Origin of the sequence: Limosilactobacillus mucosae DSM 13345, from assembly GCF_001436025.1 — a bacterium.
In the GTDB taxonomy this organism is placed as follows: Bacteria; Bacillota; Bacilli; order Lactobacillales; family Lactobacillaceae; genus Limosilactobacillus; species Limosilactobacillus mucosae.
The window spans coordinates 25,029-40,006 of record NZ_AZEQ01000007.1; the positions used below are offsets into that span (position 1 = coordinate 25,029).

General features: G+C 48.8%; 10 protein-coding genes. 2 read left to right on the forward strand and 8 right to left on the reverse strand.

The annotated features are described in order from the left end of the window. Nucleotides 1-189: 189 nt before the first annotated feature. From rihC to FC47_RS04315, 7 genes are all read right to left on the reverse strand, one after another. Complete coding sequence (gene rihC / locus FC47_RS04285) at nt 190-1,110, reverse strand: ribonucleoside hydrolase RihC (protein ID WP_034541196.1); 921 nt, start codon at nt 1,108-1,110, stop codon at nt 190-192. A gap of 136 nt (nt 1,111-1,246) precedes the next feature. Beyond that, a complete protein-coding gene (locus FC47_RS04290) occupies nt 1,247-2,449 on the reverse strand; it encodes a NupC/NupG family nucleoside CNT transporter (RefSeq protein WP_056968088.1) in 1,203 nt (400 codons plus the stop codon). A gap of 496 nt (nt 2,450-2,945) precedes the next feature. Next, nucleotides 2,946-4,067 (reverse strand): aminotransferase, encoded by a 1,122-nt coding sequence (locus FC47_RS04295; protein ID WP_056968090.1) that lies wholly within the window; start codon nt 4,065-4,067, stop codon nt 2,946-2,948. Between the two features lie 11 nt (nt 4,068-4,078). Further along, nucleotides 4,079-5,488: a basic amino acid/polyamine antiporter gene (locus tag FC47_RS04300; RefSeq protein WP_056968092.1), complete on the reverse strand. Its 1,410-nt coding sequence runs from the start codon at nt 5,486-5,488 to the stop codon at nt 4,079-4,081. 890 nt (nt 5,489-6,378) lie between these two features. Next, nucleotides 6,379-7,743, reverse strand: coding sequence for an amino acid permease (locus FC47_RS04305; protein ID WP_056968094.1), 1,365 nt, complete (start codon nt 7,741-7,743; stop codon nt 6,379-6,381). A gap of 331 nt (nt 7,744-8,074) precedes the next feature. Beyond that, nucleotides 8,075-8,818: an amino acid ABC transporter ATP-binding protein gene (locus FC47_RS04310; RefSeq protein WP_056968096.1), complete on the reverse strand. Its 744-nt coding sequence runs from the start codon at nt 8,816-8,818 to the stop codon at nt 8,075-8,077. Between the two features lies 1 nt (nt 8,819). After that, nucleotides 8,820-10,235 carry an ABC transporter substrate-binding protein/permease gene (locus tag FC47_RS04315; protein WP_056968146.1) on the reverse strand — a complete coding sequence of 472 codons (1,416 nt, stop codon included), beginning with the start codon at nt 10,233-10,235 and terminating at the stop codon, nt 8,820-8,822. Between the two features lie 581 nt (nt 10,236-10,816). On the opposite strand from FC47_RS04315, the gene tyrS reads away from it, so the two are divergent. Beyond that, entirely contained in the window at nt 10,817-12,073 is a 1,257-nt protein-coding gene (gene tyrS, locus FC47_RS04320) for a tyrosine--tRNA ligase (RefSeq protein ID WP_056968098.1), read from the forward strand. A gap of 322 nt (nt 12,074-12,395) precedes the next feature. Beyond that, on the forward strand, nt 12,396-13,421 hold the full coding sequence (trpS, locus tag FC47_RS04325; protein WP_056968100.1) for a tryptophan--tRNA ligase: 1,026 nt from the start codon (nt 12,396-12,398) through the stop codon (nt 13,419-13,421). Nucleotides 13,422-13,468: 47 nt separating this feature from the next. On the opposite strand, the gene hdcC is transcribed toward trpS, so the two are convergent. Next, nucleotides 13,469-14,953 (reverse strand): histidine-histamine antiporter, encoded by a 1,485-nt coding sequence (hdcC, locus tag FC47_RS04330; protein WP_056968102.1) that lies wholly within the window; start codon nt 14,951-14,953, stop codon nt 13,469-13,471. Between the last annotated feature and the right edge of the window lie 25 nt (nt 14,954-14,978).

Here is a 14,978-nt window from a genome sequence, read left to right on the forward strand (position 1 = left end):
TTACAGCGGATTTTTAAATGCCGTCGCATCAGCCCGATAAACCCGCTGGCAGCCCGTGTCCAACAACGCTATCGAATCATTTCCAGCGCTTGATCAAGAGACGCAAAAAGCCGGTTGAAACGCGCTTGGCGAATCAATCGGCTTTTTATCTGAAACCTGGGCAGCCAGTTTCCAGATGATTATTTGGTTTTAGCGCATCTTGCTGACTTCTTCAACAAACCACTTGTTAAAGGCAGCCGCGTCGATGTCAACACATACCTTGGCGTTGGTCTTGCCATCGTGGTAGGCACCGCGAATGTCGCCGACCATGGCACCAATTGCTGGACCATCAGTTTGAATGTCAATCCAGACATCCTTAGTCGTAAATGCTTCAGGGTGCAGCAGGTAGAAGATCGTGTTGACGTCGTGCATTGGGTGACCGCCAGTTTCAGCACTGACATCGTTGTAGTGGCTGATCAGACCATAAAGCATCTTACCAGTCTCATTCATGTCCTTGATGGCGTTCAGGCTGTCCTGCGTCAGCAAGGCCTTCAGCGTAACGTCCAGACCAACCGTTACGATTGGCACACCAGACTTGTACATGATTTCAGCCGCGTGAGGATCAGTGAAGACGTTGAATTCAGCAACACTGGTCATGTTACCGCCAGTCAGGGAACCACCCATGGCAACGATTTGCTTGATGTGGCTCTTAACTTCTGGGAATTCCTTGAACAGCAGCGCAATGTTGGTGTAGGAACCAGTTGGCACCAGCGTGATTTCGTCTTCAGCCATGATGGCATCGCGCAGAGCTTGAACGGCGCTCTTTTCAATTGGTGCACCATAGTCATTACCAAAGTCGTAGCCTTCCATCCCAGAAGCACCGTGAATCCGAGCTGCATCTTCAAATGGCTTGATCAAAGGTTCCTTGGCCCCTTCTGCAACTGGAATCTCGTCACGCTTGCCAAAGAAGTTAACGATCTTCAGTGCGTTGGCCGTCGTCTTGTCAACCGAAACGTTACCAGCAACCGCCGTGATCAGCTTCAAGTCGATTTCAGGGTTGTTGATTGCCATCGTCAAAGCAGCTGCGTCATCAATACCAGGATCAGTGTCCATAATAATCTTAGTCGTCATCATGAATTCCTCCTTAAAATTACAATCAAGCGTCAGTAAGCGCTTTTACTTTTCTGGGAAACAAAAGGGCCAACCGGAATGGACGGCCAGCCCCTTTTGACTGGCAAAACGCGTTAAGCGCATGCAGTCGTAGATCTTACCAAACGAACAGACCAACAAAGGCTGCAGACAGCAGTGATACCAAGATACCAGACAGCAACAGGTAGCCAATGTTTTGAGCAATGTAGTCGTTGGTTTCCTTGTCGGCGATACCCTTGAAACAACCAATGATCATACCAAGCGTACCGAAGTTGGCAAAGGAAGTAACGAACGTGGTCAGAACGGCTTGCAGGTGGTGTGGGTAAGAAGCAATCTTGCCCGTAACTTCACCCATAACAACGAATTCGTTCGTAACCAGCTTCATACCCATGTCTTGTGACAGCATCCATGCTTGGTGAACAGGCAGACCCAGCAGCCAAGCAAATGGGAACATGATCACACCAAGGATGCTTTCCAGAGACAATTGCTTCCAGAACAGAGCCAGGATGGCATCGATCAGAGCAGCCAGGGCAACGAAGGCAACAACGTTAGCAACGATGATCAGGATCAGCTTACCGGCACCCAGGATGGAGTCGCCCAGGAAGCTGAAGAATGGTTCCTTCTTACCGTCTTCAGAACTACCAACTTTTTCAATCGTGTCTTCTGCTTCAGTAACCGTAACTGGGTTCAGCAGGCTGGTAGCAATCAGTGAGTTAACGATGTTGATTGGAACGGCAGTCAGGATAAATTGACCAGGCATCATTTGGATGTAGGCACCCAGGATCGAGGCAGTAACACAGCTCATGGACATCATGGCGATAGTCAGGTTACGAGCCTTGGTCAGCTTACGGATTTGCATCCCGGAAACGGCCAGAACTTCCGTGTTACCCAGGAACATCATTTCAACGGCAAAGAACGATTCGAACTTTGGTTGACCCGTGATGAATGACAGACCTTTACCGATCCACTTGATGATCCATGGCAAGAAGCCGATGTAAGTCAGGATGTCGAACAGTGGAACGATCATCAGGATTGGCATCAATGCAGAACAGATGAAGTTCAGGTTCTTAACATTGTACCAACCACCCAGGGCAAAGACAGTACCCTTAGCAGAAATGTTGACGATCCAAGCAAAACCGTCGGCAGCGGCCTTAACGCCGGCACGACCAGCAGCTGAACCAGTCAAGAACCAGGCCAGGACCAGGTTCAATACAATCATGATAGCAATTGCTTTCCAGTTGATCGCTTTTTTGTCCTTAGAGAACAGAAAACCGATACCCAAGAAGACAAGCAACCCAAGAATGTTAATTGCAAGATACATGGATATAACACCTTTCTTAAAAACTGAATCTAACTTTTTCTCAATCGCAATTTCTCAGTATCTCAGAATAGCGGAATAATTGCAGTCGAACTGAGAAAATCTTGCGTGCCATAATAATATACCCATCTTTTGTAAAACTGTAAACCGCATACATTTATCAACTTTGTGAAACTATGAAACCGTTACCAGTATTGTTCGGAAGTAAACCGTTTTAAATCAAGGCAAAACTTAAAAATTTGTTAAAGAAGTGTGATTCAAATTTCACAAACTTTTTTCTGATTTCTTTGGTAAAACGTTTAAAGCTTCATATGTTTTTTTATAGACCATTTGATAATGCAAAATAAAAGCGAGACTGTAACCACTTACAATTAAGTAGTAGTCAGCCCCGCTGCCCCTGCCAAGGATCTTTAGTATACCACGCTGAAATCGCTTTGACTTTTAAAACAGCGCTAATTAGTGAAAAATACAATCGTTTGAAATTGAACAAAGTCGTTAATCAGTCGTATTGATGCAAAGCTGTCGAGAGTCGTTTCAGCCCTTCTTTTAACGTAGCTTGCGGGGCACAATACCCCAATCTGACGTGGCCTGGCGTATCAAATGCATCCCCTGGCACCAGCAAGACGCCCTGGTCAGCCAGCAGCTGCTCGCAGAATTGATGAATGTCAACCGGCACATCCAGCTTGGGGAACGAGGTCGAAACGGCTTGCGGCATGACCACGCTGGCTCGCTCCTCATTGGCAATCCACTCTTGATAGATTTGCAGATTGCTCATGACCAGCTTTCGATTGCGCGCCAGAACCTGTTGTTTATGACGCAGGACATAGGTAGCCATTAGATCATTAAAGACCCCGCCGCAGATCATCGTATAGTCGCGATACTTGCGGAAGCGCTCGGTCAGTTCGGCGTTGGCAGCCGTCCAGCCAATCCGAATGCCGGGAACCGAATAAGTCTTGGAAAGCGAGTTGGTAGCAATCCCCTTGTCATACAGATCCACGATTGAAACGAATTTTTCTGGCTGATCTAATGGCAGATAGACCTCATCAACCAAGATATAGGCGCCAACCTGAGCTGCCAGGTCAACCACCTGCTGTAGAAATTCCTGGTCTAAGACGGTGCCGGTCGGGTTGTTGGCGTTATTGAGACAGATCAGCTTGGTATCAGGGCGCATCAGCTGCTTTAGCTCTTCAATGTCGGGATACCAGTTGGCGGCTTCATGAATCTGCCAATAGTCGACCGTGGCCCCCAACGATTTTGGAATGTCATAGAGCTGCTGATAGGAAGGATATTCAGCAATCACGTGGTCGCCGGGTTCCACCAGACTGTAGAGCGCCAAGAGATTTGCTCCCGTCGCGCCATTGGTCTGCAGGATGTTGTGCGGATCCACGTGGCGATAGAGCTTGGCAACTTCGGTCTTAAAGCTGGGGGAGCCTTCAATCCAGCCGTAGTTCATCTTTTGGGCATTGAGCATTTCGTAAAACTCCGCGCCATGATGACCATCCAGATTCATCAGCTCATCCATCGTCAATGAAGCGATCGTGCTTTGCGAAATATCGTAGCGGGCGCTTTTTTCCCACTTGTTCAACCAGGCTTCCACGCCAAATGGAGCAATCTCAACCATAAATTTTCCCCCTATTCGATCGGAATCGTACCGTTCAAAATCAAAACCAACGAAACAACAGCCAAAATACTGATCAAGCCCATCGCCAGCCATTCGTTTTTGGCAAGTCTCAGCTTTCGCGTGCGCCGAGCCTGCCAATAAATCAGAAAGCCTGGCAGCAGACTCAGCGATAAAATCATCACCTGCCGCCAGCCAGCCAAAGCCATCGATAACAGCTCAAAAATCGTCAGCAGGATGCCAATTACTAACTGACCATAAGCACGCTGCTGCCAGCCATCTTTAATCTGCGCCAGTCCAACAAAGAAATAGACGATCAGTCCCGCAGCCGTCCCCAGCGTATAGGCAAACCGATAAGCATAGGTCGTAAACAGTAGCGAGCACAGAAACAGGCACTGAACGATCGCCGTTACCCAAAGCGCGGTCGTCGGGGCATGATGCGAATTGAGCCTGCCAAACGAACGCGGCAGCACTCGGTCTTTAGTCATCATCAAAAACGCCTCCGCCGGCAGCATCGTCCACGAAAGCCAGGCTACCAGTACCGAAACGATCAATCCCAAACTGATCAAAGCCGCGCCCCAGGGTCCAACCAACTGACTTAGAATCGTACCCATCGCCGGTTGCGCGGCCCCAGCCAATTGCGCGCGCGTCATTACGCCATAAGGAAGCAGCGAGATCAGCAGGTAGACGACTAGCAGAATCAGCCAGCCGCCAAATGAAGCCACGACGGCATCTCGCTGACGCTTAGCTCGGTGCGCCATGACCGAGGCACTTTCCACGCCCATAAACAGCCACATCATCACCATAATCGAGTTTTTGACCTGATCGGCAACTGCCAGGATGGGACGGGAAGACTGCGCAGCCGCGCCCCAGAAGTTATTGACAAACGTCGACCAATGAAACGCCAATGCCGCTACGATGGTGAAGATCAGCAATGGTATGAGTTTGGCAAGCGTACCGATTAAATTGAGCAGCGCGGTAGCCTCAACACCATAGCTGACGATCACGGTAAAACCAATCGTCAAAAGCATGGCCAGCAGAATCGACGGCAGGTTCTGACCACCTTGAAAAACTGGCCAAAACGTTCCCAGCGCGCTCATTGCAATCGTGGCAAAGGCGAGGTTGCCCAGCCATGAAGCCAGCCAGTATGCCCAACCGGAAATAAACTCGCCCAGCGGCCCAAACGAAAGCCCCGCGTACGCAAAAATTCCGGCGTCCTGCTTGGGGTAGCGGAGCAAGAGATGATTCAGCGCGGCAATCAGGCACCACACGCCCAGGCCGACGATCAGCCAGCCCAGGATTACCGGTCCCGGTGCCGCCGCGTTGGCCAGATCACTGTTGACGCCAAAGATTCCCGAGCCAATCGTCGCGCCCACGATCAAAGCCGTCAGTTCATACTTGCCGATTTTGTTTGAATCAGCCATCACACTCCTCCTTTCGCGCAGCCTTTCTGGATCAGCCACCACTGCTCTATCTTCACGCAGCTGCTCTGGATCAGTAATCGCGGCTCTATCTTTGTACTACTGTTCCATGGCTTTTGAGCCGCTTTTGACATCACACCTCATGAAAATGACCTGTTGCTGTTGCTGTTGCTGTTGCTGTTGCTGTTGCTGTTGCTGTTGCTGTTGCTGTTGCTGTTGCTGTCAGTTTACCGGCTTTGGCAGCGGATTTCAAACGCTTTCTCCAGCGCAATTGATCGACTTTGCTGTCACTTCTGATGCTGTTATGGCTTTAATGAAACAGCGAGATTGGTACTGCTCGATTGGCTGGACACCTGCCATGCCCCAGCTCTAGCGATATCTCACGATCAATCCGCACTGGTCTTGATGCCATACTAAAACGTGCAAAATAAAAGACCCGGTGAATATTCACCAGGCCTTGGGGGAAGAAGCGCTTGCCGTTGCCATACTTAATATCAAAACTCGATTATTTACCTTGCTTACTTAATCTGGTCTCTTTATGCCAAGAGATCTCATGCAACTTCAGTTGTCGACGTTCTCAAATAAGGTTGTACATTAGATACGGCCACTAATTTAGTTAGTTAACAAGCTTTCTTCAGGAAATTCAATTTATTGTGTGATGTGGGGTGTGTTATGCTGCCATCGCCCAGATTAAAGGCGATTGCCGGATACTTTTACATTTGCAACGGATGAGGTTTCTTCCATGCTTTTATTATAAATTCCCTACATTTAAAAGTCAACTCAAACCGCGTCATCAAGCCAATGGAAGCGCTATCTTAATTATACGATTATCCAATTTTTTTCGTCTAAATTAAATGATCTAAACAGGCTTTTTGATTTGGTATAAAATCTTTTTAATCTTTGGCCTGCTTGCGCTTGTCAACGATGGTATAGCCGACAAACAGTGCAATAAACCAGACAAAGCTGATCAACAGCGGCAAACGCGTTGACTTAACAAAGAACAGGATTACCAAAACACCGATAAAGAAGATGATCGTCAGCCAGCTGGTAAATGGGAAGCCGGGCATGTTGAAGGCAGCCACGCCTTTTGGATGCTTTTTGCGGTAAACGATGTGGCACCACAAGATGATCAGCCAGACAAAGACAAAGTTGATCGTTGAGACCCCGGAAACAATATTAAAGATTCCGGCTGGCATGATGTAGTTCAAGATGACGACGATAAACAGAATCAATGACGAGAACTGCAAAGCATTGTTTGGCACAGCTTGATTACTCAGCTTGGCAAACTTTTGCGGTGCGTTGTGACCAGTTGCCAAAGCATATAGTGAACGACTGGTACTAAAAATCGAACTGTTGGTTGCTGACATTGCCGCCGTCAAAACTACGAAATTCAAGATTGCAGCAGCCCCCGGAATCCCCACGGCTTGGAACAGCTGAACAAATGGGCTGGAAGTCGTCTTGATCATGTTCCATGGGTAAACGGACATCATGGCAATCATCGAACCAATGTAGAACAGCCCAATCCGTACTGGCAGCGTGTTGATTGCCTTAGGAATGTCATTATTGGGATCCTTGGTTTCACCAGCCGTCAGACCTACCATTTCAATTCCGACAAAGGCAAAGACAACCATCTGGAAACTCATCAAAAAGCCCAGGACGCCTTTCGGGAAGAAGCCGCCGTGCGACCACAGATTGCTAAATGAGGCTGGGTCAGAACCCTTGACTGGGAAGTGAACGAAGACCATTACCAAACCAATTACGATCAGGGCCAGAATTGCAATCACCTTGATCATTGCAAACCAGCTCTCCATTTCACCGAACAGCCCCACGTTGATCATGTTGACCAGCATCAATAAGACGATGATGACCAACGGACCGATCCATTGCGGCAGATTAGGGAACCAGTAGCGCAGATAGATCCCAGTTGCGGTCAGATCGGCCATTGCTAGACTCAGCCAGCAAGACCAGTAAGTCCAGCCGGCCACGAATTCCATGCGGTCGCCCAGGTATTCCTTGACCGAATCAATGAACGAGTGCTTGGTAGTATCAGCTAAAATCAGTTCACCCAAGGCCCGCATCATAAAGAAGCAGAAGATTCCCACGATCAGGTAAGATAAAATGATCGAAGGACCCGCAGCGTGAATGGCCGTCCCCGAACCTAAGAACAGCCCGGTCCCGATTGCCCCACCAATGGCAATCATCGTGATATGACGGCTTTTCAGCGCCCGCGATAGTTTTTGTTCTTGTTGTTCATCCATACTTTTTCTCCTGTAAAACTCTCAATGACAAACATTCCTGTACAGGAGGGTGGCAACACTGACGCAAATAAAAACGTCCCTGACACTAGCTTGTGTCAGGGACGTTTTTCAACGCGGTTCCACCCATCTTGCAGACATCTTATATGCCCGCCGCTCTAGCAGTCGATAGAGGAACCACCCTTCATTTCAACGTTGATGCCATAAGATCGATCCCGTGCTTGCAGCTGGGCAGCGGGTCTCTGTAAATCGACCAATAATTAAAAGTTACTAATCATTATAACGATTTTATAACGTTTGTCAAACATTAAATCCAGAAATATCGAACGAACCCTTAAACGTTTAAGACTTTGTTAAGGAAATTCTGGGTATCTGGGTGCTGTGGATGGTCAAAGATCTGTTCTGGCGTACCATCTTCTCGGATCTTGCCGTCATGGAAGAATACCACGCGATCAGCCACCCGTTTGGCAAAGCCCATTTCGTGGGTGACGACGATCATGGTCATCCCTTCTTTGGCCAGGTCCTGCATAACGCCCAGCACGTCACCAACCATTTCTGGGTCAAGGGCACTGGTTGGTTCGTCAAACAGCATCACATCCGGCTTCATGGCCAGAGCCCGGGCAATTGCCACCCGCTGTTTTTGTCCACCAGAAAGCGTCCGGGGATTGACGTTGGCTTTTTCCTTTAAGCCAACGATATCCAAGTAATGCAGCGCGGCCTCTTGTGCTTCTTCCTTGCTCATCTTCTTTAGTTCCACGGGTGCCAGCGTGATGTTGTCAATTACCGACATGTTGGGGAACAGGTTGAAGTGTTGGAACACCATCCCAATGTTTTGACGCACCAGGTTGATGTCAGTCTTCGAGTCGGCAATGTCGTAGCCGTCAATGTAGATATGACCGCTGTTTGGCACTTCCAAGCGGTTCAGGCAGCGCAGAAACGTACTCTTACCCGAACCAGAAGGCCCAATCATGCAGACAACCTCACTTGGCTTAACGGCAAGATCGATCCCTTTTAAGACCTCATTTTCGCCATAGCTCTTGTGAAGGTCCTTGACTTGTACCTTGTATTGCTTGTCCATGCTATGCCTCCATTCTCTTTTGAACGTAATTCGACAGCCAAGTCAGCAGTGTAATGATGATCATGTACATTACGGCGATGATCAGCCACATCTTGAATCCTTCCATGTTCCGGGCAATGATGACGGTCCCGGTCTGCGTCAGTTCCATGACCCCAATTGCCGAAAGAATCGAGGTATCCTTCAGCGTAATGATCAATTGGTTAACCAAAGATGGCACCATGATCTTCAGTCCTTGTGGCGCGATAACCTTAACCAGTGCCTTGGAGTATGGCAGACCCAGACTGCGGGCAGCTTCCCACTGACCAACGTCAACAGCCTCAAAACCACCACGGACAATAGCACCGACATAGGCCCCTTCATCAAGCATCAAAGTCAAAATCCCAGCCGTAAACAGCGGAATCTTTTGACCAGTCAGGTTTGGCAGCCCGATGTAGATGAAGAATGCCAAAACCATCATTGGAATCCCACGGAAGATGTAGATGATCGTGCTGGAAAGGCCCTTCCAGAACTTGCCTTCCGCGATGCCCATGACACCCAGTACCAGACCGAATGCCAACGCGCACAGCGAACCGATAATCGTCAGTTCAATCGTTTCCCAAAGACCAGTCAAGAGGGCCTTGCGGTTGTTCTTGATCAAGCCAAAGATCGTCCGGTCCTTGCTGCTTTCAGTCTTCGTACCGCTGCCCTTAGTGTACTTGTCAATCAGCTTTTGCATCCGACCAGTCTTTTGCATCCACTTGATCCCATCGTTGATCTTGGCCTGCAGCTCTTTGTTTTGTCCCTTCTTAAAGCCGATTGCGATTGGCGTGGCATTGATCTGCTTAGTAACGATCTTCAGTGGCATGCCATTACGGATCCCGTATTGCAGAACCGGACCGTCATCAAACGTAGCCGCCCCGTTGCCGCTCTTAACATCGTTCCACATCGCGTTGGAAGTCGTAAAGTACTTGATCTTAAAGCCGTACTTGTCCTTGATGGATTCAGCATACAAGGCACCGGCAGCCCCAGACTTAACGTCAACCGTCTTGCCTTTCAGCTGGCTCATCTTGGTGATCTTGCTGTTCTTGCCGACCGCCATTACGATTCCATCTTTGTAGTAGGAAGTTGAAAAGTCGATTGTTGCCTTTCGTTCATCGGTAACACTCATCCCACCCATACCGGCATCGATCTGACCAGACTGCATGGCCTGCAGAATGGCGTTAAAGCTCATGATCTTGTATCGATACTTGAAATGCTCGTGCTTAGCGATCATTCGAATCATTTCTGGTTCAATGCCGGGATTCTTGCCGGTATAAGTCCCTTGTTTGTTTTGAATTTCAAAGGGAGCAAAGGTGTCGACAACCCCGATCGTGTAGGTCTGTTCGGCATGCGCCACCTGCTTATTGACAAATAATCCAGCGAACGTGGTCATCAGCATTACCGCGCAGCTGATGATTGTGCGTTGCCACCATGACTTCTTCAAATTCCTCACTCCTTTTTACTTATTTTCTAACCGTTTATTAATATTCGCGTACTGAATACTTTATCACCTTTTTAATGTAAAAAGAAATATAATCGTCACAAAACCATGAACAATTAATATTATTAGGCCACTAAAATTAATTAAATAAGGTAAATCCTCCAGAAAACTTAATTAATTAAATCTAAAATTCACCTAACCAAATTTTTGGCAACTATTAACTTTTAATTTTGAAACCGTTGCCGATTTAACATTCTTAAGCGACTTGACTTTTTGCACAAATTTATGTTTAAATACCCCTAATTAAGACGCGCAGGAACTCAGTAGGCAGCGACTCCCTGTTCAAAGAAAACCGGCACAGCTGAAAACCGGTACACAGTCGTTTGGCGAATTACAATCCTGCAGCAACGTCGCTGAACTGAAGTCAATGAGGTGCGTCATGCACGAAGATGGGTGGTACCACGAGCAATTCGTCCCAGAGCCGTTAAGCGGTTCTGGGACGTTTTTCGTTCCTCATGACATTTTTTGGAGGTATTTAAATGAATATTATTGATGAACTGACCTGGCGCGGTGCCGTTAATCAGGTAACTGACGAGGAAGGCCTGCGCGAACTGACGGAAAACGAAAAAATCGGCCTCTACTGCGGGACTGACCCAACCGGCGACAGCCTGCACATTGGCCATCTGATTCCATTTATGATGCTGAAGCGATTCCAGCTGGCCGGCCACCATCCCGTTATCATCATCGGGGGTGGGACCGGTGCAATTGGGGATCCATCCGGGCGCAAAACCGAACGGACCCTGCAGACGGAATCACAGTTGGAGCACAACGTTAAGGCTCTGACCAACCAGATGATCAAGCTGTTCGGGACGGAAAACTTTACCATCGTCAACAACTATGACTGGCTGTCCAAACTGAGCATGATCGACTTTCTGCGCGACTACGGCAAGTTGTTCAGCGTAAACACGATGCTGAACAAAGAAGTCGTAGCCAGCCGTTTGGAAACCGGGATCTCCTACACCGAGTTTACCTACCAGATCCTGCAGTCCATCGACTTCCTGCATCTCTACCGGCATAATGACGTTCACCTGCAGATCGGCGGGGCTGATCAATGGGGCAACATTACTTCCGGGATTGATCTGATTCATAAGATTGAAGGTCCCGACGCCAAAGCTTTTGGTCTGACGATTCCACTGATGCTCAAAGCAGACGGCACCAAGTTCGGCAAGACGGCAGGCGGCGCAGTCTGGCTGGATCCGGAAAAGACGACGCCATACGAGTTCTACCAATTCTGGATCAACCAGGATGACCGCGATGTCGTTAAATACCTGAAGTACTTTACTTTCCTGAGCAAGGAAGAAATCGACGCACTGGCTGAAAAAGTCAAGACCGAGCCATGGAAGCGCGCGGCCCAAAAGGCACTGGCACGCGATGTTACGAAGTTCGTGCACGGTGAAAAAGCCGTCGAAGAAGCCGAACGCATCACAGCAGCCCTGTTCTCCGGCGACGTTGCCCAACTGTCTGCCAGTGAGATCGAACAAGGCTTTAAGAACATGCCATCCGTTGAGGTTGCCAACCAAAAGCAGAACATTATCCTGTGGCTGGTTGACGACACCAAGATCGAGCCTTCCCGTCGTCAGGCACGCGAAGACGTCAAGAACGGCGCCATCCGCATCAACGGCGAGCAGATCACCGACGAGAATGCCGAAATCGATCCAAGCACGCATTTTGACGGCAAATTCGTGATCGTGCGCAAGGGTAAGAAGCGCTACTGGCTGGCACGGGTAAAGAAGTAGCTTCATAATTCGAGACAGCAGTTCCTAGATTATGAATAAGACGCGTTGCTGCTAATATGGTAAAGAAGTAGTTGACCCAGGCAGCTGGTTTCGCGTTATAATATAGCTATCATGCACGGTGCAATAGTAGTCAGGCCAATGACAGAGAGATTCCAAATGCTGAGAGGGATCGCGGCTAAGCGAAATGGAGCGGTGCCGACAACTGAATCAAAAGCATTTAAGTGAGGGGCTTTCCCCTAAATTAGGTGGCACCGCGGCAAAGATCGTCCTATTCTCGTTTGGAGAGGGCGGTCTTTTTTAGGTGCTGAAAGGAGTTTTTCTTATGAAGTTTGATCCTAGCAAAAAAGTCGTTTTAAGCGGCGACCGGCCAACTGGTAAGCTGCACATTGGCCATTACGTTGGTTCATTAAAAGAACGGGTGAAGATGCAAAACAGCGGCAACTATAATATGTTTATCATGATTGCCGACCAACAGGCTTTGACCGATAATGCTCGTGATCCCGAAAAGATTCACAACAGTCTGATTCAAGTTGCATTAGACTATCTGGCAGTCGGTTTGGACCCAGCCAAGTCAACGATATACATCCAGTCCCAGATTCCTGCTTTATCCGAGCTTAATATGTATTACTTGAATCTGGTTACGTTATCGCGACTGGAACGCAATCCAACCGTTAAGGCCGAGATTCAGCAAAAGAACTTTGACCGTTCGATTCCTGCCGGCTTTTTAACCTACCCTGTCAGTCAAGCAGCTGATATCACGGCATTTAAGTGTGAGCTGGTACCAGTTGGCGATGACCAAGAGCCAATGATGGAACAGGCACGGGAAATTGTCCGTTCATTTAATAATATCTATGGCGACGTTTTGGTTGAGCCAAAAGGAATTTTCCCACCAAAAGGACAAGGTCGAATTCCTGGGCTAGACGGCAATGCCAAGATGAGCAAATCGCTGGGCAACGCTATCTATTTGAGCGATGATGAAAAGACGCTGCAAAAGAAAGTCATGTCCATGTACACCGACCCAACTCACATTCACGTTGAAGATCCTGGTCATATTGAAGGCAACGTGGTCTTTACCTACCTAGACATCTTCGACCCTGACAAAGAACACGTGCAGGAATTGAAGGATCAATACCAAGCTGGCGGTCTGGGCGACGTTAAGATCAAGCGCTACCTGTTTGAAGTCTTGAACAACGAGCTTAAGCCGATTCGGGAACGCCGCGAAGAATTTGCCAAGGACATTCCAGCCGTTTACGATATGCTCAAGCAAGGCTGTGCCGATGCCAATGAGGTTGCCAACCAAACGCTGGCGGAAGTGCGGCATGCCATGGGGCTGGATTACTTTGCCTAACTGAATCAAAAAAGCTTTGCACAACTCGCGCAAAGCTTTTTTAGTCTCTAATGGCCCAAGGAAAGCAGCGTCATAAACGGCTGTTTGATCAGCCCCATTAAAACGTCGATTCCCAAAACGGCAATGACGATAATCACGGCTGCCAGAATCTTTTCAGCATGACTGAAGACGATTTGGCCATGCTGACGACGCGCGTACAGATACATTGGCATCCCCACCAGGTAGACGATGAATTCGGCCACCGTGTACTTTAAGCCTGCAGAAACGCCCATCAGCAGCGTGTAGACAAAGGCCAAGCCCGCGATGATCATGCCCCGTTTTGGATGATGCCGGCCGCTGTATTCATGGTACATGGCGATCTTAAACAGGTAGGCCTCAGCAACCAGATAAGGCGGAATAGTTGTCGCCGCACTGATTAAAAGCAGCTTTTCGTAGGCCTGGCCGTCAAAATGCGCCATCAGAATAATGGCCTGAATCGTTACCGTGGCAACCAAAATGGCAAACACCGGCTGATCGTTGGCGTTGGTCTTGGCAAATGCCCGCGGAAACGTGCCATCCTGTTCGGCGGCATGCTGCGGCAGCTCACAGATCATTTCCAGCCAAGAGATCCAGCTGGCCAGCACCGTCAAAATCAAGGTCAGACTGATGATGTTGCGGCCCCAGACGTTGTGCCAGATACTGGTCAGGATCGCGGCCGTAGAAGGCGAGGCCAGCCGCATCAACTGACCATATGAGAAGACTCCCAGTGACAGCAGGCTGATCAAAATATCAATCGTAATGCAGATCAAGAACCCGACCATCGTTGCCATTCTGACCTGGCTGCGCTTCTTGGCACGGCCCGCCATGACCGCTGCTCCCTCAATCCCGCTGAACATCCACAGTGTAACCATCATCGTGGCCAGCGTCTGCTGAGATACGCTGCCCAGATTCAGATTGTGCACGGATGGCATCACCACGTTGGCCTGCATGTCAGTCGTGAATTTCTCCCAGCTGAAGTTGCCCATTAAGGATACGATTAAGACGGTAATCACAATCATCAGCAGCGTCATCGCGATTTTCTGCATGCGGTTGGAAGACTTGGTGCCTTTTAAGGTCAGGCCCGTCATTCCCCAAGTCAAAAGCGAGGCCCCGATCATTGACGGCCAGTTGTTGCCGCCCGCAAACGTACCAGGGAAAAAGTAGTTGAGCGTGTTCATGACCAGTACTGCGAACGCCGCATTGGTCGCACAGTTGGAGACAAAATATCCCCACGCGGTCAAAAAGCCGACAAACGGACCAAAACCTTTCACGCCATAATCATACATCCCAGCCGTCAAATCTGGCTTCACGGCACTTAGGATCATAAAAACCTCGGCAATCAGCCACATGCCGATCCCCGTCGTAATCCAGGCCAGAATCTGCGCCGTTGCCCCCGCAACCGTCGCCATGTTTTTAGGCAGATCAAAAATTGCCGAACCAATCATGGCGCTGACACAGATCGCAACCAGCCCGGCAAAGCTTAATTGATTATCCCGTACCTTTGGATTCGTCATTGCAATCGCCTTCCCTTCTAAATAT